This window comes from Brevundimonas sp. LjRoot202 (genome assembly GCF_964253355.1).
In the GTDB taxonomy this organism is placed as follows: Bacteria; Pseudomonadota; Alphaproteobacteria; order Caulobacterales; family Caulobacteraceae; genus Brevundimonas.
The window spans coordinates 791,935-809,255 of the sequence record NZ_CAXUQW020000001.1; the positions used below are offsets into that span (position 1 = coordinate 791,935).

Annotated in this window: 17 protein-coding genes; 9 read left to right on the plus strand and 8 right to left on the minus strand. The window is 70.5% G+C overall.

The window, feature by feature from the left end; all coding sequences use genetic code 11:
* Window positions 1-21: 21 nt before the first annotated feature.
* From ACSQ1L_RS04405 to ACSQ1L_RS04430, 6 genes are read left to right on the plus strand one after another with little or no spacing between them, the layout of a single operon-like run.
* A complete protein-coding gene (locus ACSQ1L_RS04405; protein ID WP_435992313.1) occupies window positions 22-1,272 on the plus strand; it encodes a hydrolase in 1,251 nt (416 codons plus the stop codon).
* Window positions 1,273-1,276: 4 nt separating this feature from the next.
* Window positions 1,277-2,284 (plus strand): arginine N-succinyltransferase, encoded by a 1,008-nt coding sequence (locus tag ACSQ1L_RS04410; RefSeq protein WP_435992315.1) that lies wholly within the window; start codon window positions 1,277-1,279, stop codon window positions 2,282-2,284.
* A gap of 17 nt (window positions 2,285-2,301) precedes the next feature.
* Window positions 2,302-3,720: a succinylglutamate-semialdehyde dehydrogenase gene (gene astD / locus ACSQ1L_RS04415; RefSeq protein ID WP_435992317.1), complete on the plus strand. Its 1,419-nt coding sequence runs from the start codon at window positions 2,302-2,304 to the stop codon at window positions 3,718-3,720.
* The gene (astB, locus tag ACSQ1L_RS04420) at window positions 3,717-5,063 is read left to right on the plus strand and encodes an N-succinylarginine dihydrolase (RefSeq protein WP_435992319.1); all 1,347 of its coding nucleotides are present in this window, start codon (window positions 3,717-3,719) and stop codon (window positions 5,061-5,063) included. The genes astD and astB overlap by 4 nt, the downstream gene beginning before the upstream one ends.
* The gene (locus ACSQ1L_RS04425) at window positions 5,060-5,479 is read left to right on the plus strand and encodes a hypothetical protein (protein WP_435992321.1); all 420 of its coding nucleotides are present in this window, start codon (window positions 5,060-5,062) and stop codon (window positions 5,477-5,479) included. The genes astB and ACSQ1L_RS04425 overlap by 4 nt, the downstream gene beginning before the upstream one ends.
* The gene (locus ACSQ1L_RS04430) at window positions 5,467-6,006 is read left to right on the plus strand and encodes a GNAT family N-acetyltransferase (protein ID WP_435992322.1); all 540 of its coding nucleotides are present in this window, start codon (window positions 5,467-5,469) and stop codon (window positions 6,004-6,006) included. The genes ACSQ1L_RS04425 and ACSQ1L_RS04430 overlap by 13 nt, the downstream gene beginning before the upstream one ends.
* A gap of 4 nt (window positions 6,007-6,010) precedes the next feature.
* On the opposite strand, the gene ACSQ1L_RS04435 is transcribed toward ACSQ1L_RS04430, so the two are convergent.
* Complete coding sequence (locus ACSQ1L_RS04435; RefSeq protein WP_435992324.1) at window positions 6,011-6,823, minus strand: LytTR family DNA-binding domain-containing protein; 813 nt, start codon at window positions 6,821-6,823, stop codon at window positions 6,011-6,013.
* Window positions 6,824-6,975: 152 nt separating this feature from the next.
* On the opposite strand from ACSQ1L_RS04435, the gene ACSQ1L_RS04440 reads away from it, so the two are divergent.
* On the plus strand, window positions 6,976-8,232 hold the full coding sequence (locus tag ACSQ1L_RS04440) for an acyltransferase family protein (RefSeq protein WP_435992326.1): 1,257 nt from the start codon (window positions 6,976-6,978) through the stop codon (window positions 8,230-8,232).
* On the opposite strand, the gene phhA is transcribed toward ACSQ1L_RS04440, so the two are convergent.
* Together phhA and hspQ are read right to left on the minus strand one after the other, a co-directional pair.
* A complete protein-coding gene (gene phhA, locus ACSQ1L_RS04445) occupies window positions 8,199-9,074 on the minus strand; it encodes a phenylalanine 4-monooxygenase (RefSeq protein WP_435992328.1) in 876 nt (291 codons plus the stop codon). The two genes, ACSQ1L_RS04440 and phhA, sit on opposite strands and share 34 nt — an antisense overlap.
* 72 nt (window positions 9,075-9,146) lie before the next feature.
* Window positions 9,147-9,461, minus strand: coding sequence for a heat shock protein HspQ (gene hspQ, locus ACSQ1L_RS04450; protein WP_435992330.1), 315 nt, complete (start codon window positions 9,459-9,461; stop codon window positions 9,147-9,149).
* 146 nt (window positions 9,462-9,607) lie between these two features.
* Here hspQ and ACSQ1L_RS04455 point away from each other — a divergent pair, with 146 nt between their 5' ends.
* Complete coding sequence (locus tag ACSQ1L_RS04455; RefSeq protein ID WP_435992332.1) at window positions 9,608-10,720, plus strand: Ppx/GppA phosphatase family protein; 1,113 nt, start codon at window positions 9,608-9,610, stop codon at window positions 10,718-10,720.
* Here the strand turns inward: ACSQ1L_RS04455 and ACSQ1L_RS04460 are convergent, their stop codons facing one another.
* The 5 genes from ACSQ1L_RS04460 to gyrA are packed head-to-tail and all read right to left on the minus strand — an operon-like array spanning window position 10,721 to window position 16,609.
* A complete protein-coding gene (locus ACSQ1L_RS04460; protein WP_435992334.1) occupies window positions 10,721-11,623 on the minus strand; it encodes a peptidylprolyl isomerase in 903 nt (300 codons plus the stop codon).
* 32 nt (window positions 11,624-11,655) lie between these two features.
* Entirely contained in the window at window positions 11,656-12,498 is an 843-nt protein-coding gene (locus tag ACSQ1L_RS04465) for a peptidylprolyl isomerase (protein WP_435992336.1), read from the minus strand.
* Window positions 12,499-12,505: 7 nt separating this feature from the next.
* Window positions 12,506-12,988, minus strand: a complete 483-nt coding sequence (coaD, locus tag ACSQ1L_RS04470) for a pantetheine-phosphate adenylyltransferase (protein ID WP_435992338.1) — start codon at window positions 12,986-12,988, stop codon at window positions 12,506-12,508.
* Between the two features lie 49 nt (window positions 12,989-13,037).
* Window positions 13,038-13,838, minus strand: a complete 801-nt coding sequence (locus ACSQ1L_RS04475) for an aminotransferase class IV (protein WP_435992515.1) — start codon at window positions 13,836-13,838, stop codon at window positions 13,038-13,040.
* Window positions 13,835-16,609 carry a DNA gyrase subunit A gene (gene gyrA / locus ACSQ1L_RS04480; protein ID WP_435992340.1) on the minus strand — a complete coding sequence of 925 codons (2,775 nt, stop codon included), beginning with the start codon at window positions 16,607-16,609 and terminating at the stop codon, window positions 13,835-13,837. The genes ACSQ1L_RS04475 and gyrA overlap by 4 nt, the downstream gene beginning before the upstream one ends.
* 125 nt (window positions 16,610-16,734) lie before the next feature.
* Between gyrA and ACSQ1L_RS04485 the strand changes: the two genes are divergently transcribed.
* Window positions 16,735-17,310, plus strand: coding sequence for a superoxide dismutase family protein (locus tag ACSQ1L_RS04485; RefSeq protein ID WP_435992342.1), 576 nt, complete (start codon window positions 16,735-16,737; stop codon window positions 17,308-17,310).
* The last annotated feature ends 11 nt before the right edge of the window (window positions 17,311-17,321 follow it).

Here is a 17,321-nt window from a genome sequence, read left to right on the forward strand (position 1 = left end):
AGGCCGCTAGGGTCCGGCCGCATGCGGATTCTTCCCCACGATCAGACCGTGCTCGACCACGTCGCGGCGCGTGAGCCAGCGATCGTCGAGCGGGCGATCGGCTGGTCCAATGTCAACTCCGGCAGTCGCAACGCCGCCGGGCTGGCGCGCATGCTCGACCTGCTGGAGGCCGAGGCCCGGCGCTTCGGCGGCGAGATCGCCCGCCTGCCCACGCGCGCCTCGTCCAGCGTCGACGACGACGGCGCGGTGCGAAGCGAGGCCCACGCCGACGCCCTGAGGATCAGCATGCGGCCGGACGCGCCGGTGCAGGTGATCCTGACCGGCCACTACGACACCGTCTTCCCCGCCGGCAGCGCCTTTCAGACGGTCGTCACGCGCGCCGACGGCGCCCTGAACGGCCCCGGCATCGCCGACATGAAGGGCGGCGTCAGCGTCATGCTGGCCGCCCTCGAAGCGTTCGAGACTCATCCGGACAAGGCACGCGTCGGCTGGACCGTGCTGCTGTCCCCGGACGAAGAGATCGGCTCGCCCGCCTCGGCTCCGTTGCTGGCGGAGCTGGGCGCGCGGGGCCATGTCGGCATGACCTATGAACCGGCCATGCCCGACGGCTCGCTGGCCGGGGCGCGAAAGGGCAGCGGCAACTACCACCTGATCGTCACCGGCAAGGCGGCTCACGCCGGCCGCGCCTTCGACGAAGGCGCCAACGCCGTGGCGGGGGCCGCCATCCTCGCCGCCCGCCTCCATGCCCTCAATGGCCGGCGCGAGGGCGTCACGGTCAATGTGGCGAAGATCGCCGGCGGCGGTCCGCTGAACGTGGTCGCCGACAACGCCGTGGTCCGCTTCAACGTCCGGGTCCCCGACAGGGCCGCGTCCGACTGGATCGAGGCGGCGGTGCGCGAGATCGCCGCCGACATCCCCTTCCCCGGCCTGACCCTGGACCTCCATGGCGGCATGACCCGCGCGCCCAAGCCGATGGACGCCAGCCAGACGGCCCTGTTCGAGGCGGTGCGGGACGCCGGCGCCCTGCTGGGCCAGACGCTGGCCTGGAAGCCTTCCGGCGGGGTGTGCGAGGGCAACAACCTGCACGCCGCCGGCCTGCCCAACATCGACACCCTCGGCGTCCTCGGCGGCGACATCCATTCGGATCAGGAGTTCGCCTGGCCCGCGAGCTTCGTCGAGCGGGCCCAGCTCAGCGCCCTGATCCTGTGCAAGATCGCGTCGGGCGAGATCGACGCCCTGAAACTGAAGTCCCTGCGTCTGGAGACGATGTAACCCCATGCTCGTCGTCCGACCCGCCGGCCCCGCCGACCTCGATCATCTGCTGGAACTGGCCATCCTCAGCGGCCCTGGCTTCACCAGCCTGCCCGAGGACGCCGACCAGTTGGCCGAGCGGCTTGAGCTCGGCCGCGACAGCTTCTCCGGCAAGCTGGCGCCGGAGGAGTGCTGGTACACGCTGATGCTCGAGGAATCCGACACCGGCGACGTCGACGGCGTCGGTTCGGTCAAGGCCGCGGTGGGGTTGAAGCGGCCGTTCTTCTCATTCCGGCTGGTCAACAACACCCAGTCGTCGCCGTTCCTGGGCGTCAAGCTGGATCACCAGACCCTGGTGCTGGTCAACGAGTGCACCGGCTGGACCGAGGTCGGGTCGCTGTTCCTCAAGGCCGACCGGCGCAAGGGCGGCGCCGGCCGTTTGCTCAGCCAGTCGCGTTACATGCTGATCGGGGCCCAGCCCGACCTGTTCGCCGACAACGTGCTGGCGGAACTGCGCGGGGTGTTCACGCCGGACGGCGCCTGCCCGTTCTGGGATCACGTGGCGCATAAATTCTTCCCGATGGAGTTCGACGACGCCGACCGGATGACCGGCTCGACCGACAAGCAGTTCATCCTCGACCTGTCGCCGCGCCATCCGATCTATGTCGAACTGCTGCCCGAAGCCGCCCGGGCGGTGATCGGCAAGGTCCACCCGCAGGGCGTGCCCGCCATGGCCCTGCTGGAGAGCGAGGGCTTCCGGGCCAACGGCCTGGTCGACATCTTCGACGCCGGGCCGACCGTCTCCTGCGGCCGCGACAACATCCGCACGGTCCGCGACGCGCGCCGCCTGAGCGCGCGGATCGCCGAAGAGGCGGAGGCCGAGCTGCCGGCGCTGATCTCCACCGACAGCGTGGCCGCCTTTCGCGCTGTCCGTCAGAAGGCCGTCGTCGAAGGCGAGACGGTCACCCTCAACCGCGAGACCGCCGATGCGCTCAAGGTGCGCTCAGGTGACACCGTGCGGGTAAAGACTTGAAGGCCTATCTGGACCCCATGAGCACCCTCCAATCCATCGATCCCGCCACCGGCGAAACCGTCTGGCAAGGCGCCGTCGCCACGCCCGCCGAGGTCCAGGCCGCCGTCGACCGCGCCCGCGCCGCCTTCCCCGACTGGGCCGACCGTCCGCGTCAGGACCGTATCGACGCGGTGAAGCGCTACCAGGCCGTGCTGAAGGACCGCGCGCCCCAGATCGCCGAGGCCATCAGCCGCGAGACCGGCAAGGCGCTGTGGGAGACCTCGACCGAGGTGGCCGCCATGCAGGGCAAGGTCGACATCTCGATCCGCGCCTATGACGAGCGCACGGGCGAGCGCACCGCCGACACCGCCTTCGGCCACGCCACCCTGCGCCATCGCCCGCATGGCGTCGCGGCGGTGCTGGGCCCGTTCAACTTCCCGGGCCACCTGCCCAACGGCCACATTGTTCCGGCCCTGCTGGCGGGGGACACCGTCGTGTTCAAGCCGTCGGAAGAGACGCCCCTGACCGGCCAGCTCATGGCCGAGGCCTTCGCGGCCGCCGACCTGCCGTCGGGCGTGGTCAGTGTGGTGCAGGGCGGGCGCGACACGGGCGCGGCCCTGCTGGACAGCGGCATCGACGCCCTGATGTTCACCGGCTCCGGCGCGGCCGGGGCGCATTTCCGGCGCAAGTTCGCCGACGATCCGCATGTCATCCTGGCGCTCGAGTTGGGCGGCAACAATCCGCTGGTTGTCTGGGACGCCGCCGACGCCGAGGCCGTGGCGGGGATCGCGGTCCAGTCCGCCTTCATCACCACGGGACAGCGCTGCTCGTGCGCCCGCCGCCTGATCGTGCCCGAAGGGCCGCAGGGCGACGCCATCATCGAAGCTGTCGCCGCCCTCAGCGACCGCCTGATCTTCGCACCCTGGAACAGCACGCCCGAACCCTACGCCGGACCGCTGATCTCGCAGAAGGCGGCCGAGGCCGCGCTGAAGGCGCTGCAGGAGCGGATCGACGCCGGCGCCCGGGTGGTCCGCGCCTCGGGACCGGTCGGCAACCTGCCCGGCGCTTTCGCCAAGCCGGCGATCATCGACGTCACCGGCGTGGCCGTGCCCGACGAGGAGATGTTCGCTCCCTTCCTGTCGGTGACCCGGGTCGCGTCCTTCGACGCCGCCATCGCCGAGGCCAACGCCACCCGCTACGGGCTGTCCGCCGGTCTGGTCAGCGACGATCCGGCCAACTGGCAGCGCTTCATCCGCCGCATCCGCGCCGGGGTCGTGAACTTCAACCGCCCCACCACCGGCGCCGCCGGCGACATGCCCTTCGGCGGCCTCGGCGCGTCCGGCAACCACCGGCCCAGCGCCTACTACGCCGCCGACTACTGCGCCTATCCGGTGGCGAGTTTCGAGGCGGAGGCGGTGAAGAACATCGAAAGCGAGATCAAAGGCTTGCGGGCATGAATTCGCCTGCCGTCGAAGCCAACGCCGACGGCCTGATCGGCCCCACCCACTCCTATGCGGGCCTGTCGCCGGGCAATCTGGCGTCCAGCCTCAACGCCGGCGAGGCGTCGAACCCGCGCGCGGCGGTGCTGCAAGGGCTCGACAAGATGAAACGGCTGGCCGACCTCGGCCTGCCCCAGTTCGTGCTGCCGCCGCACGAGCGACCGAACATCCCCTTCCTGCGCTCGCTGGGGTTCACCGGCTCCGACGCCGCCGTGCTGGAGCAGGCGTGGAAGGACGCCCCCTCCTTCGCCGCCGCCGCCTGCTCGGCCTCGCCGATGTGGGCCGCCAACGCCGCGACGGTGACGCCGAGCGCCGACGCCGCCGACGGCCGGGTGCATTTCACCCCCGCCAACCTGGTCACCAACCTGCACCGCTCGCTGGAGCACGCCCAGACGAAACGGGCGCTCGACGCCCTGTTCCCCGACCCGGCCCGGTTCGCTGTCCATGACGCCCTGCCGTCGGTCGCCCATCTCGCCGACGAGGGCGCCGCCAACCACGTCCGCCTGTGCGCCGACCACGGCGAGCCGGGCGTCAACCTGCTGGTCTGGGGCCGCGAGGCCTGGGAGCACTGGCAAGGCCAGTACCCCGCCCGCCAGACCCGCGAGGCTTCCGAAGCTCTCGCCCGCCGTCACGGCGCCTCGGGCGTGGTGCTGGCCCGCCAGTCCGCCGCCGCCATCGCCGGCGGGACCTTCCACAACGACGTGGTCTGCGTCGGGGCGCTGGAGACCCTGTTCTTCCACGAGCTGGCCTTCGAACACACGGCCCGGACCCTCGAGGCGATCCGCCGCGCCGCCAACGGCCGCTTCGAGCCGATCTTCATCGAGGTCTCCTCCGCCGACCTCCCCCTCGCCGACGCCATCTCCAGCTATCTGTTCAACTCGATGCTGGTGCGGATTCCGGGCGAGGACCGCCTGACCCTGATCTGCCCGACCGAGACCCGCGACAACCGCCGCAGCCACGCCGTCGCCGAAGGGCTCGCCGCCTCGAACGGCCCGATCGGGCGGGTCGAATACGTCGACGTGCGCCAGTCGATGCGCAACGGCGGCGGCCCGGCCTGCCTGCGCCTGCGCGTGGCGCTGACCGAGGCGGAACTGGCCGCGACCAACCCGGCCATGCGGATGACCGATGAGCTCCACGCCCGCCTGTCGATCTGGGCCGCCAACTGGTACCGGGACACACTCAGCCCCGCCGATCTGGCCGATCCCGCCCTGCTGGATGAGAGCCGGGGTGCGCTGGACGAACTGACCGACATCCTCGAACTCGGCGGCGGCTTCTACCCGTTCCAACGGGAGCCGGCGTGACCAACGGCTGGCTCGCCGCGGGCGGCGCGCTCAGCGCCGCGGCGGCGATCGCGCATCTGGCCGTCATCGTAGGAGGTCCGCGCTGGTACGACGTCTTCGGCGCCGGGCCGCGGATGGTGCGGCTGGCGGAGCAGGGCTCGCCGACGGCTGCCCTGATCACCGTCGGCATCGCCGCCGTGCTGGCGACCTGGGCGGCATACGCCTTTTCCGGAGCGGGGCTGTTCCCGCGCCTGCCGTTGCTGAAGCTCGGTCTCGCCGCGATCAGCGCCATCTATCTGTTGCGGGCTGTCGGTTACATTCCGGCGCTGTTCGTCGCCGGTGCGCCGGTCGGGACCTTCGCATGGGTCAGTTCGGCCATCGTCCTGCTCTATGCCGTCGTGCACGTCATCGGTACGCTCCAGCTATGGCGCAGCTGACCCACCACATCGCCACCGAGGCCGACATTCCGGCCCTGGTCGCCCTGATGGACCGCGCCATCAGCGGCCCGTTGGCCGACTTCCTGACCCCGGACCAGATCGCCGCCAGCCGCAAGCTGATGGGTCTCGACAGCCAGATCATCGCCGACCGGACCTATTTCATCGTCGAAAGCGACGGCGTCCTCGCCGGCTGCGGCGGCTGGAGCCGGCGCATCACCACCTACGGCGGCGACCACACGCCCGGTCGCGTCCCCGCGCCGCTGACGCCCGGCGTCGACGCGGCCCGCATCCGCGCCATGTACACCGCCCCCGAGTTCCTGCGGCAGGGCGTCGGCCGGCTGATCCTCGGCCTGTGCGAGGACGCCGCCCGCGCCGCCGGCTACGACCGCGCCGAGCTGGTCGCCACCCTCGGCGGCGAGCCCCTGTACCGCGCCGCCGGCTATCGGGAGATCGAGCGGTTCGAGGATGATCGCGGCGGCGCGCCGGTGCCGCTGGTCCGGATGGGCAAGCGGCTGATCGCCGCCTGAGCGATCAGCCCTTCAGCCGGTCCAGGGCCCGCGGATAGCGGCGCGATACGGGGGCCTCGATCGAACCCAGCTCGACCGTCCAGTCGCCGGAGCCGTCGGGTCGCAGGCCGGTGACCGCCCCGGCGTTGACCAGCCACGACCGATGCGCGCGCACGAAGCCGAAGCGCTCCAGTTCCACCTCGACGGCGGCCAGCGTCGCCCGCATCAGGGGTCGGCGGCCGTCGGCGAGCCAGAACTCCACGTAGTTGCCCGCCGAGGACACCGCCACGATCTCGGCCAGCGGCGTCCGGATGATCCGGGCCCCGTCCCGGATGTCGAAGCTGACCGGACGCACCGGCTCGTCCCGGCGGCGACGCAGATAGCCGATCAGCCAGAAGGTGGCGACGAAGGCGCCGTAGCTGATGAAATCCTTGCGCAGTTCATAGATGAAGCGGTCGCCGAACTCGTAAGGGCCCGCGTCCATCGCCGCGTAGACGAGGCTTCTGAGCAGCACGAAGCCCGCCACGTGGAGCGCCGAAAAGGCCACCAGCGCCGCCAGATGGACGGCCGCGAACCGGAGCTTGGGCCGCCATCCCTCTCCGACGGCTTCGTCCGGCGGCGCCGCCCCTGTCGCCAGCCACGGAATCCACAGCGACAGCAGGATCGAGATCGCGCTGGTGGCTTCCCAGGTCCAGGGCTCCCAGCGATCCACCTGCGGCAGGTCGCTCAGGTTGGTCAGGGAATTGACCACCAGCACGACCGCTGTGATGGGCACGATGACCAGCCAGGCCGTCCTCAGGTCGCGCAGGTTCGCCCGCAGGCGGAACGCCCGCCACACGCCGGGACCGCCGCTCGCCCCCCGATCCGCGCCGCTCGTCACGATCGTGGCGCGGTCGTCCCCGCCAGCGTCCCGCCGAGCCCCCGCCGATTGCGGTCGGGCCGGCCGCGCCGGCAGCGTGGAGCCGTCCTCATCCGTCATGGAGCCCCCACGTGTCCGCCATCGCCTCGCCCGCCCTGCCCGGCCGCCGCCACGATCTCGACTGGATCCGCGTCGGCGCCTTCATGCTGCTGATTCTGTATCACGTCGGCATGTTCTACGTGCCGTGGGACTGGCACGTGAAGAGCACGCACGAGATCGCCGCGCTGGAGCCGGTGATGATGCTGACCAATCCCTGGCGGCTGACCCTGCTGTTCCTCGTCTCCGGCTGCGCCACCCGCTTTCTGGCGGACAGTCTCTCGGCGCGGGGCCGGGGCGGCTGGGCGCTGGCGGGCTCGCGCACCCTGCGCCTGCTGCCGCCCATCCTGTTCGCCATGTTCGTGTTGGTCCCGCCGCAGAGCTACTACGAAATCTATGAAGCCCTGCGCGGCCTCGGCGTCGCCGATCCGGCGCACAGCCCCGTGTTGGGCGACTTCTGGGTGCGCTACGCCACGGCGTCCGGCGACTGGTGCGGCGACACGGGCTGCCTGATCACCCCGACCTACAACCACCTGTGGTTCGTGGTCTATCTGCTGATCTACAGCCTCGTGCTGACCGCGCTTCTGGCCGTTCCCGGTGTCCGCCGCGGCCTGCAGGCCGTCGCTGACCGCGCCTTCCGCGGCTGGGGCCTGGTGGTCTGGCCGCTGGCGTGGCTGCTGCTCATCCGCTGGACGCTGGCCCCGATCTTCGAAATCAACCACGCCCTGATCGCCGACTGGTACAATCACGCCCTCAGCTTCTCGGCCTTCCTGTTCGGCTTCCTGACCGCGCGGTCGGAGACGGTGCGGCAAGGGCTCATCCGGCTGCGCTGGCCGGCGCTGACGGCGGCGATGCTGGCGTGGGCGGGCTGGGCGACCTACGCTTGGATCTATCGCGCGGAAGACGCCCTGCCCGCCGAAGCCCTGAGGATGGCCATGCGGGCCGTCTATGCGCTGGATCAGTGGGCCTTCATCGTCGCCATCCTCGGCTTCGGCGCTCGCTGGCTGAACCACGGCGGACCGGTGCTGCGGTATCTGTCGGTCGGCGTTTTCCCGTTCTACATCGCCCACCAGACCGTGACCGTGGTGGTCGGCCACCATCTGGCGAAGCTGGGCCTGCCGGTCGCGGTCGAGGCCGGCGTGTTGATCGCCGCCACCGCCCTCGGCTGCCTCGTCACCTATGAAGTGGCGCGCCGCATCGGCTGGCTGGGCCTGTTGCTGGGCGTGAAGCCGGAGACGCGATCGGCGGCCGCCGGCGTTCAGGCCGCGAACCGGCCGCCCCTCGCCGCATAGGCCTGGGTGCCGCGGGTGAAGACCCGGTCGGTCGGCAGGATGGCGTCGATGGCGATGTCGTCGGCGCCCTTCAGCCGGTCGTAGATCGGGCCGAAATCCTGCAGCGTCTCGCGCTTGAGCTGGTCGATGCTGTCGATGACGAAATAGACCTGCTGGAAGTCGTCGATCCGGTACAGCGTCCGCATCACGCGTTCGAGGTCGAAGCCGAGCCGGTTCGGCGACGGATCCTCCAGCGCGAATACGCTTTCGGTCGCTGACGAGACGATGCCGGCCCCGTAGATGCGCAGGCCCTCCGCGTCCTGCATCAGGCCGAACTCGACGGTGTACCAGTACAGCCGGGCCAGGTTCTGCAGCATGCCCAGCGAGGCCGCGCGCTGCCCGCCCTTGCCGTAGGCCTCCATATAGGCGGCGAAGTCGGGGTCGGTCAGCATCGGCACATGGCCGAACACATCGTGGAAGATGTCGGGTTCCTGCAGATAGTCGAGCTGGTCCGGCTTGCGGATGAACTGGCCCGACGGAAAGCGCCGGTTGGCCAGGTGGTCGAAGAACACCTCGTCCGGCACCAGCCCGGGCACGCAGACCACCGTCCAGCCGGTCAGGGCCTGAAGCTTGGGGTTCATGATCTCGAAATCGGGAATGCCGCCGCTGCTCAGGTCCAGCGCCGTCAGGCCCTTGAGGAAGACATCGGCGGCCCGGCCCGGCAGGATCTTCATCTGGCGGGCGTAGAGGGTGTCCCAGGTGCGGTGCTCGACGTCGGTGTAGGCGGCCCAGTCCTGCGGGATCGTCCAGTCCGCCGCCGCGCCCTCGGGCGGGGCTTCGAAGACGTGTTCGAAATCGGACATGGACGCGCTCCTGCTGCGGACTCTGACGGTCCCTGCGGCCAATCTAGGCGCGGGGCGACGGACGCGCCAGCGTCAGTGGATGGCGTGGGCCTTGGGGGCGTGCCGACCGTTGGCGTCGACGGTGAACCAGCGCGCCTCGGCTTCGCGGGTCACGGCGGTCAGCTCCGGATCGTGCTCGAGCGCGTCCTCGGGCGCATAGGCGATGAAACCGCCTTCCGCGCCCAGCGCCAGCACCTGGTAGAAGGGCTGGTCGGGCGAGATCGCGCCCGTGTCGCCGGGCTTGCCGGCGAACACCGGGTCGACGTCGATCACCACGCCGCGGAAGGCGGCTTCGCGGTGGCGGACGATCTGGCCCAGCCCGAATTTGGCGACGGTTCTATCGGTCATGGCCGCAGACTGCGCCATCCAACCTGAGCGGCAGGGCCGCCGCCCCGTTCATTTTCGCGTCAGCTGTGCTTGGCGTGGGTGATCGAGCCGGTTTAGGTTGGGCGGGACGGGCGCCGCTTTGGACCGCCCACCGTGAAAGTTCGGCCATGCCGGAGACCGACGACGCCCCCGCGGGCGTCCAGCGGTCCCAGCGTTCCAGGTCCGGCGGACAGCGCGCCCGCGGCGGCGCCTCTGACGGATCCGGCGCATCAGGTCGGGAAACGCCCCTCTATGGGGCGCTCGATCTGGGGACCAACAACTGCCGCCTGCTGATCGCCCGACCGGCGCGGGACGGCTTTCGCGTCGTCGATTCCTTCAGCCGCATCGTCCGTCTCGGCGAAGGCCTGTCGCGCACCGGCCGGCTCGACGACGCGGCCATGGAGCGGGCCTACGAGGCGCTGGTCCTGTGCGGCGAACGGGTCGTCAAGAAGGGCGTGGAGTCGACGCGGCTGATGGCCGTGGCCACCCAGGCCTGCCGCCAGGCCGACAACGGCGCCGCCTTCATCGAACGGGTCCGCGAAGGCACCGGGCTGCGACTGCGCATCATCGACCCGATCGAGGAGGCGCGGTTGTCCGTCGAGGGCTGCCTGAACCTGTTCGACGACCGGTCCGAGGCCGTGCTGGTCGTCGATGTGGGCGGCGGATCGACCGAGCTCAGCTGGCTGAAGCGATCCGGCGGCGGTTTCGTGCTCGAGGGCTGGATGTCGGCTCCGATCGGCGTGGTCACCCTGGCCGAGCGCCACCCCGAACCCGCCGGCGAAGCGAACGGCGCGCTCGCCGGATGGTACGAAGCCATGGTCGCGGACATGGGCCAGGCCCTGGCGTCGGCGCCCGTCGATCCCGCCCTGCGCGAGCTGTTCACCGGCGGCCGGGCGCATCTGGTCGGCACGTCAGGGGCCATCACCAGCCTTGCCGGCATCCACCTCCGGCTGCGGCGCTACCAGCGCAACCTGGTCGACGGCCTGTGGATGACCCGGGGCGACTGCGAGCGCGCCGCCGAACGCCTGATGGCCCTGGGCCCGGACGGGCGCGCGGCGGAGTCCTGCATCGGCCCCGACCGCGCCGACCTGGTGCTGGCCGGGGCGGCGATCATGGAGGCGGTGCAGCGCGCCTGGCCGTCCGAGCGGGTCAGGGTCGCCGATCGCGGCCTGCGCGAGGGCCTGTTGCTGCAGAGGATGCGCGAGGACCGCCGCCCCAGACGCCGCCGCCGGCGGCGCTGATCAGCTTCCGCCGGTGACCTGCACGGGCAGGGTCACGTCACACACCGAGAAATCCGCGCCGCGGGCGGCCCGCGCCTCTTCGACAAGCGCCCGGTAACGCGGCGAGTCGGTCGCCAGCACCTGCGCGATGGGCCGTTCCGCCTCGGGTATGTCGGCCGCGACGCGCACCCGGGTCATGCGGTCAGGCTGGGTCTGGCTCATCATGCCGTTGTCGCCATCGCCGACCTGGAGCGACCGCACCACGTCCAGGCCCGACACGGTCATGCCCCAGATGGTGTAGCGCTTGTCCAGCGCCGGATAGGCCTGGCGCATGATGAAGAACTGGCTGTTGGCTGTGTCGTTGCCCTCGTCCCGGGCCATGCCGGCGACGCCCGGGCAGTAGAGGCCCCAGCCGTGCACCTTCCCGTCGCCGGTCTGGGCGAAGGCGGCGTCGGGCTGGGTCTGCACCGGCAGGGAGCGGAAGAAACCGACCCGCGCCCCCATGGGTTCGGCCGCCGCCGCGAACGGCATGGTCGCGTCGCGGCGGAAGGTGAACTCCGCGGTGAGGTCGGGATACGGGCTCTGGCCCTCGCCGTTGCCTAGCGGATCGCCGGTCTGGGCCATGAACCAGTCGATCACCCGGTGCCAAGGCACGTTGTCGTAGAAGCCGCGCCGGGCCAGCAGCTTGATCCGCTCGACATGGAGCGGCGCCACCTCGGGGGTCAGTTCCACAAGGACGCGGCCCTTTGTGGTGTCGATCACCAGCAGGTTCTCGGCCGGAACGGCGCGCCATTCCGTGGCGGCGATGGTGGTCTCCGGCGTCGGCGCGGGCGGCGGCGGCGGCGGACCGCCGGCGTCTTGGGCCGCGGCGGGCATGGCGAAGAAGGCGGCGGCCAGCGCGGCGGCGGCGGATATCGACTTCATGGTGTCCTCCCCAGAACAGATGACAGTGTAGATCAGCCGCCGACGACCTCGGCCGGCGGCTGGACGTCGCAAATATCAAAGGCCGCGCCCTGCTCGGTCCGGACCCGCGCCACCTCGGCCTGAACGCCGGCGCCGGTCATCACCCGCACCGTTGGCCGCTCGCCTTCCGGCAGGGCCGCCGCGGTCCGGGTCCGGGTCATCACGTCGGGATCGATCACCGCCCCGTTCTCGGCGCTCGAGCCGGGCTTGAGCGCGCGGACCACGTCCATGCCGGCCACGACCCGACCGAAGGGCGTGTAGTTTCCGTTCAGACTGTCCTTGGGCCCGGTCATCAGGAAGAATTGGCTGTTGGCGCTATCCGGCGAGCTGGCCCGGGCCATGCCGGCGACGCCGGGGCAGAACAGGCCCTGGGCGCCGGCCTTGAAGTCGGCCGTGACCATCATCTGGGCGTCGGGCTGGGTGATGACCGGCATGGAGCCGACCAGGCCCGTCTGGCCCTGCGGCGTCGTCGCCACCGCGGCGAAGCCGGCGTCGCGGCCCCGCCGGAACTGGAACTCGCCGGGCAGGTCGGGCAGTTCGCTGCCGCCCTGCCCCGTGCCCAGCGGATCACCGGTCTGGGCCATGAAATCCGTAATGACCCGGTGGAACTTCAGCCCGTCGTAGAAACCCTGATCGGCCAGGCCGCGGATGCGCGCCACCGCCTGTGGGGCCATGCGCGGTTCCAACTCGACCAGGATGCGCCCTTTGGCGGTGTCGATGACCAGCAGGTTCTCCGGCGCGACGGTGCGCCAGTGCGGAGAGGCGGCCGTCTGGGCGATGGCCGGAGCGGCGGCGAGCAGCGAAAGCGAAAGCGCGGCGGCGGTGACGATCTTCAAACCGTGACTATCCCTTGACCTTGGCCCGCACCGCGGCAGCGACGGCGGGGCTGACAAAACTGTCGATCGCGCCGTCCAGCCGGGCGATCTCCTTGACCAGCCGCGAGGCGATGGCCTGGTGGCGCGGGTCGGCCATCAGGAAGACCGTCTCGATGTCGGCATTGAGGCGCTGGTTCATCGCCGTCATCTGGAACTCGTACTCGAAGTCCGCGACGGCGCGCAGGCCGCGCACGATGATGTTCGCCTCGAGCGACTCCGCGAAATGCATCAGCAGGCTGTCGAACGCCCGGACCTCGACCTTGTCGCCGAGATGGGCGACCTCGGCGCGAAGCATGATCACCCGCTCGTCGGTCGTGAACAACGGGCCCTTGTCGTCGTTGCGCGCCACGCCGATGACCAGCCGGTCGACCAGCTTCACGGCGCGGCCGATGATGTCCATATGCCCGTTGGTGACGGGATCGAATGTGCCTGGGTACAGGCCGATGCGCATGCGTTCCTCCCCGCCTTTTGTCCCGTTTAGCAGGTGCGAAACGGGCGGCCTAGATCGGCTGCGGCGCGTTCGTCGCCCAGGCCGCCTCCAGCCGGTCCATGAGCACGGGATCGATGTCCAGCGACCGTCCGTCGATATTCCCGACGGGACAGGCCGGCGTCGCGCTGTTGCAGATGAAGGCCTGCCGGAAGCCGGCGAGCGCGTTTCTGTCTACGGCGCGGGTCTCATCCGCCAGGCCGACGCCATCGAGCCCTCGCCGGATCAGGGCCTGTCCGGTTCCGGCCAGCATCGGCGCCAAGGGCCAGATGACCCGGCCGTCCTCGACGAAGCCGATGTTCCAGATGCTGCCCTCCGAGATCACGCCGTCGGGCCCGACGAACAGGGCGTCGTCGGCCCCGGCCTCGGCCGCGGCCCGCCGCGCCCGCATCAGGCCGAAGGTCCCGACGTGCTTCAGGTGCGGCGCCTCGCGGGCGTAGGTCATGGTGTGCAGCCGCAACGGATCGCGCAGCGGCGCCGCCGGATTCGAGGCCACGACGAGGACGCTCGGCTCGCCCTGGGCGCCGGGCGTGCGCAGGGTCACGGCTTCGAGGAACAGTTGCACCCGAAGGCTGAAGCGCCCCGTCCGGCCCCCGAGCGCCGATCTCATGCGCTGGCGCAGCCGCAACTCCGGAACCGCGACGCCGAAAAGATCCAGCGCCTCATGCTTCAGCCGCTCCAGATGGAGATCGAGCCCGCGAACGGCGCCGTCCTCGACCTGCATCGATGTGAAGGCGCCGTAGTTCGACAGCAGCGCCGGGGCCAGCGTTTCGACACTGGCCGGCGAGCCGTCGATCTGGATCGTCAGACTCAGCCCTCGCCCCCGTCGCCCTCGGGCTCGCCGTCGACGCCTGCATCCTCGCCGTCAGGCCCGCCGCTATCCGGCAGCCGCTCGACCGAGACGACCTTCTCGCCCTCCGCGGTGCGGAAGATGGTCACGCCCTGGCTGGCGCGGCCGACGATGCGGACCTGGCTGACCGGGGTGCGGATCATCTGCCCGCCCGAGGTGACCAGCAGCAGGTCGTCGTCTTCCTCGACCGGGAAGGACGCCGCCAGGCGCGTGCCCGCGCGGCCGCCCAGGCCATGGGCCGTCAGCCCCTGCCCGCCCCGGCCGGTGCGCCGGTACTCGTAGGCCGACGAGCGCTTGCCGAAGCCGGTCTCGGTGATGGTCAGGATGAACTGTTCGGCGGCCCCCATCTCGGCGATCCGCTCGACCGACAGGGCGGCTTCGCCCACGGCCTCGTCGTCCGCCTCGGCCGGCGTGTCGTCCTCGTCGCCGGCGGCGCGCCGCATGGCGTTGGCGTGTTTGACATAGGCGGCCCGCTCTTCCGGCGCGGCGTCGAACCGGCCCAGCACGGCCATGGAGATGACCTCGTCGTCCTTCTGCAGGCGCACCCCGCGCACGCCGGTCGAATCCCGGCCCTTGAACACCCGCACGTCGTCGGCCTTGAAGCGGATGGCGCGGCCCAGGGCGGTCGTCAGCATGACGTCGTCCTCGGCGGTGCACAGGGCCACGCCGACCATGCGGTCGCCGTCTTCCAGCTTCATGGCGATCTTGCCGGCCCGGTTGACGGTGGCGAAGTCGCTCAGCTTGTTGCGCCGCACGTCGCCGGAACTGGTGGCGAACATGATGTCGTACTCAGCCCAGTCCGCCTCGTTTTCCGGCAGCGGCAGCACGTTCATGATCGTGTCGCCCGGCTCGATCGGCAGCAGGTTGACGAAGGCTTTGCCGCGCGAGGTCGGCCCGCCCAGCGGCAGGCGCCACGTCTTCAGCTTGTAGGCCTTGCCGTTGGTGGCGAAGAACAGCACCGGCGTGTGGGTCGAGGCCGAGAACACGCCGACGACGGCGTCGTCCTCCTTCATCGCCACGCCCGAGCGGCCCTTGCCGCCGCGATGCTGGGTCCGGTAGGCGTTCAGCGCCACGCGCTTGACGTAGCCGCCGACGGTGACGGTGACGACCATGTCCTCGCGCGGGATCAGGTCCTCGTCCTCCAGCTCGAAGTCGCCGTCGCCGATCTGGGTCCGCCGCGGCACGGCGAACTCCTCCTTCACCTTCAGCAGGTCCTCGCGGATCACCGCCAGGATGTTGGCGCGGTCGCTGAGCAGGGTCAGGTGCCCCTGGATGGTGTCGGCCAGCTCGCGCGCCTCGCCGAAGATGTCGTCGCGGCCGAGGCCGGTCAGGCGGCTCAGGGTCAGCGCCAGGATGGCGCGGGCCTGTTCGTCGGTCAGGTTCAGCTTGTCGCCGTCGACCAGCATCGAGCGCGGGTCGGCGATCAGCTCGATCAGGGCCATCATGTCGCCGACCGGCCAGGCCTTGGCCTGCAGCCGTTCGCGCGCCTCGGCCGGGTCGGCCGACGAGCGGATGATGTGGATCACCTCATCGATATTGGCCACGGCCACGGCCAGACCGACCAGCACGTGGCCGCGGTCGCGGGCCTTGGCCAGTTCGAACTTGATGCGCCGGACGACGACTTCCTCGCGGAAGTCGAGGAAGATCTGCAACAGATCGCGCAGACCCATCTGCTCGGGGCGGCCGTGGTTCAGGGCCAGCATGTTGACGCCGAAAGACGACTGCATGGAGGTGAAGCGCCACAGCTGGTTCAGCACCACGTCGCCCGAGGCGTCGCGCTTCAGCTCGATGACCATCCGCATGCCGTCGCGGTCGGACTCGTCGCGGACGTCGGAGATGCCCTCGATCCGCTTCTCGCGGACCATTTCGACGATCCGCTCGATCAGCGTCTGCTTGTTGATCTGGAACGGCAGTTCGGTGACCACGATGGCTTCGCGGTCCTTGCGGATCGTCTCGATCGTGGCCTTGCCGCGCACAATGACCGAGCCGCGGCCGTCGCGCAGGGCGTTGCGCGGCGCGCTGCGGCCCATGATCTCGCCGCCGGTCGGGAAGTCCGGGCCCGGAACGATGTCCAGCAGCGAATCGTCGCCGATGTTCGGATCGTCCAGCAGGGCCACGCAGGCGTCGATGATCTCGCCGAGATTATGCGGCGGGATGTTGGTGGCCATGCCGACGGCGATGCCCCCCGCGCCGTTGACCAGCAGGTTCGGGATCCGCGCCGGCAGGACGACGGGCTCCAGCTCCTTCTCGTCGTAGTTCGGCTGGAAATCGACGGTGTCCTTGTCGATGTCGGTCAGCAGGGCCGAGGCCGCCGGAGCCATCCTGGCCTCGGTGTATCGCATCGAGGCCGGCATATCGCCGTCGACCGAGCCGAAATTGCCCTGGCCGTCGACCAGCATCAGCCCCATCGAGAAGGGCTGGGCCATGCGCACGAGGGCCATGTAGACCGAGGCGTCGCCGTGCGGGTGGAAGCGGCCCAGCACGTCGCCGACGACGCGCGCGCATTTCGAATAGGCGCGGTCCGGCGTCATCTTCAGATCGTGCATCGAGTACAGGATGCGACGGTGAACCGGCTTCAGACCGTCGCGCGCGTCGGGCAGGGCGCGCGACACGATGACGCTCATGGCGTAATCGAGATACGAACGACGCAGCTCGTCTTCGATGGTTATGGTGGAGATGTCGCCGCCTGCGCCCGACGAAGGGGGCAGGGCGTTGTTGTAGCTGTCGTCGGTCAAGGAAATCGGGCTTTAAATGGCCGGAATCGGAACGTGATCCGCTAACGAGTTTTCTAGCATCCGGGGGCTGGGGTGGCAAAGCGAAGCCGCCGATCGACGTCCCCTCTACACAGGGATTTTGAACCATGCGCGCTCCCCGTCTCGCCGCCCTCGCCGCCCTGCCCCTCGCAGCCGCCCTCGGCGCCTGCGTCAGCGTCACCGCCAACGACTATTCCGACACGCCGGAGCGGGCGGCCGTCGGCGATTTCGGCGAGGCCACGCTGGTGAACGCCGCCGGGGCGAATGTCGGCCGGGCCATACTGACTCAGGGTCCGACCGGCCTGCTGATCCGCATCGAGGCGGATGGCCTGACCCCCGGCTGGCACGGCGCCCATATCCACGCCACCGGCGAGTGCGCCGCGCCGTTCACCTCGGCGGGCGGCCATATCAACCACGGCGACCCTAAGGCGCCGCACGGCCTGCTGAACGCCGGGGGGCCCGACGACGGCGACCTGCCCAACGTCTTCGCCGACGCCCAGGGGCGGGTCCGCGCCGAGGTCTTCACCACCGAGGCCCGAATCGCCCGCGAGGGCCCCGGCCAGTGGCTGTGGGACGCCGACGGCTCGGCGCTGGTGATTCACGCCGCCATGGACGACCACACCAGCCAGCCGATCGGCGGCGCCGGCGCCCGCGTGGCCTGCGGCGTCATGGCCGCCGGATAGCGCCGGCCGGT

Coding starts and splice junctions, on each gene's coding strand:
- ACSQ1L_RS04405 (WP_435992313.1), top strand. CDS start 22: ATGCGGATTCTTCCCCACGATCAGACCGTGCTCGACCACGTCGCGGCG.
- ACSQ1L_RS04410 (WP_435992315.1), top strand. CDS start 1,277: ATGCTCGTCGTCCGACCCGCCGGCCCCGCCGACCTCGATCATCTGCTG.
- astD (WP_435992317.1), top strand. CDS start 2,302: ATGAGCACCCTCCAATCCATCGATCCCGCCACCGGCGAAACCGTCTGG.
- astB (WP_435992319.1), top strand. CDS start 3,717: ATGAATTCGCCTGCCGTCGAAGCCAACGCCGACGGCCTGATCGGCCCC.
- ACSQ1L_RS04430 (WP_435992322.1), top strand. CDS start 5,467: ATGGCGCAGCTGACCCACCACATCGCCACCGAGGCCGACATTCCGGCC.
- phhA (WP_435992328.1), bottom strand. CDS start 9,074: ATGTCCGATTTCGAACACGTCTTCGAAGCCCCGCCCGAGGGCGCGGCG.
- hspQ (WP_435992330.1), bottom strand. CDS start 9,461: ATGACCGATAGAACCGTCGCCAAATTCGGGCTGGGCCAGATCGTCCGC.
- ACSQ1L_RS04455 (WP_435992332.1), top strand. CDS start 9,608: ATGCCGGAGACCGACGACGCCCCCGCGGGCGTCCAGCGGTCCCAGCGT.
- ACSQ1L_RS04460 (WP_435992334.1), bottom strand. CDS start 11,623: ATGAAGTCGATATCCGCCGCCGCCGCGCTGGCCGCCGCCTTCTTCGCC.
- coaD (WP_435992338.1), bottom strand. CDS start 12,988: ATGCGCATCGGCCTGTACCCAGGCACATTCGATCCCGTCACCAACGGG.
- ACSQ1L_RS04485 (WP_435992342.1), top strand. CDS start 16,735: ATGCGCGCTCCCCGTCTCGCCGCCCTCGCCGCCCTGCCCCTCGCAGCC.